The 411-nt window shown below is 62.3% G+C and carries 1 protein-coding gene and 1 pseudogene; one reads left to right on the forward strand and one right to left on the reverse strand.

Annotated elements, in window-relative coordinates; translation table 11 throughout:
• Positions 1 to 160: pseudogene (locus I6F36_RS39140) on the forward strand (NAD-dependent deacetylase); the annotation flags it as partial.
• 14 nt (positions 161 to 174) lie between these two features.
• Here the strand turns inward: I6F36_RS39140 and I6F36_RS39145 are convergent.
• The coding region (locus tag I6F36_RS39145) for a ThuA domain-containing protein (RefSeq protein ID WP_225173310.1) at positions 175 to 411 on the reverse strand (237 nt) is incomplete at its 5' end.

Raw genomic sequence — 411 nt, forward strand, 5'->3', positions numbered from 1 at the left:
GTTCCTCGCTCATGGTCTATTCGGGCTTTCGGTTCGTGCAGATGGCGGCTCAAAAGGGCCTGCCGATCGCAGCCATCAATCTGGGCCGGACCCGCGCCGATCACCATCTCACGCTGAGGTCGAAGATCGCTGCGAGGCCGCGCTTGCCTTCCTGCTGTGAGAAATCCAGCGAAGCTACGGTGATCTCCCGATAGACCAAAGGATGGCGTTCACAAGGAGGCGCTGAAATCGAGCGTCACGCCATACCGAGGCCTCGTGGCCCAGCGCCGTATAGAACACGCGCCCCTCGCCGTAAGATCGGGTCCAGGCGAGGGGCCAGCCATAGGATCGTTGATGCACGCCCGCCTTGCCAAGCTCCACCGAGTTTGGGTCGAGGCGCAGGAGGACGTGCGAGTTCCGATCGTCGAAGTC

The sequence above is a fragment of the Bradyrhizobium sp. BRP19 genome, from assembly GCF_020194195.1.
In the GTDB taxonomy this organism is placed as follows: domain Bacteria; phylum Pseudomonadota; class Alphaproteobacteria; order Rhizobiales; family Xanthobacteraceae; genus Bradyrhizobium; species Bradyrhizobium yuanmingense.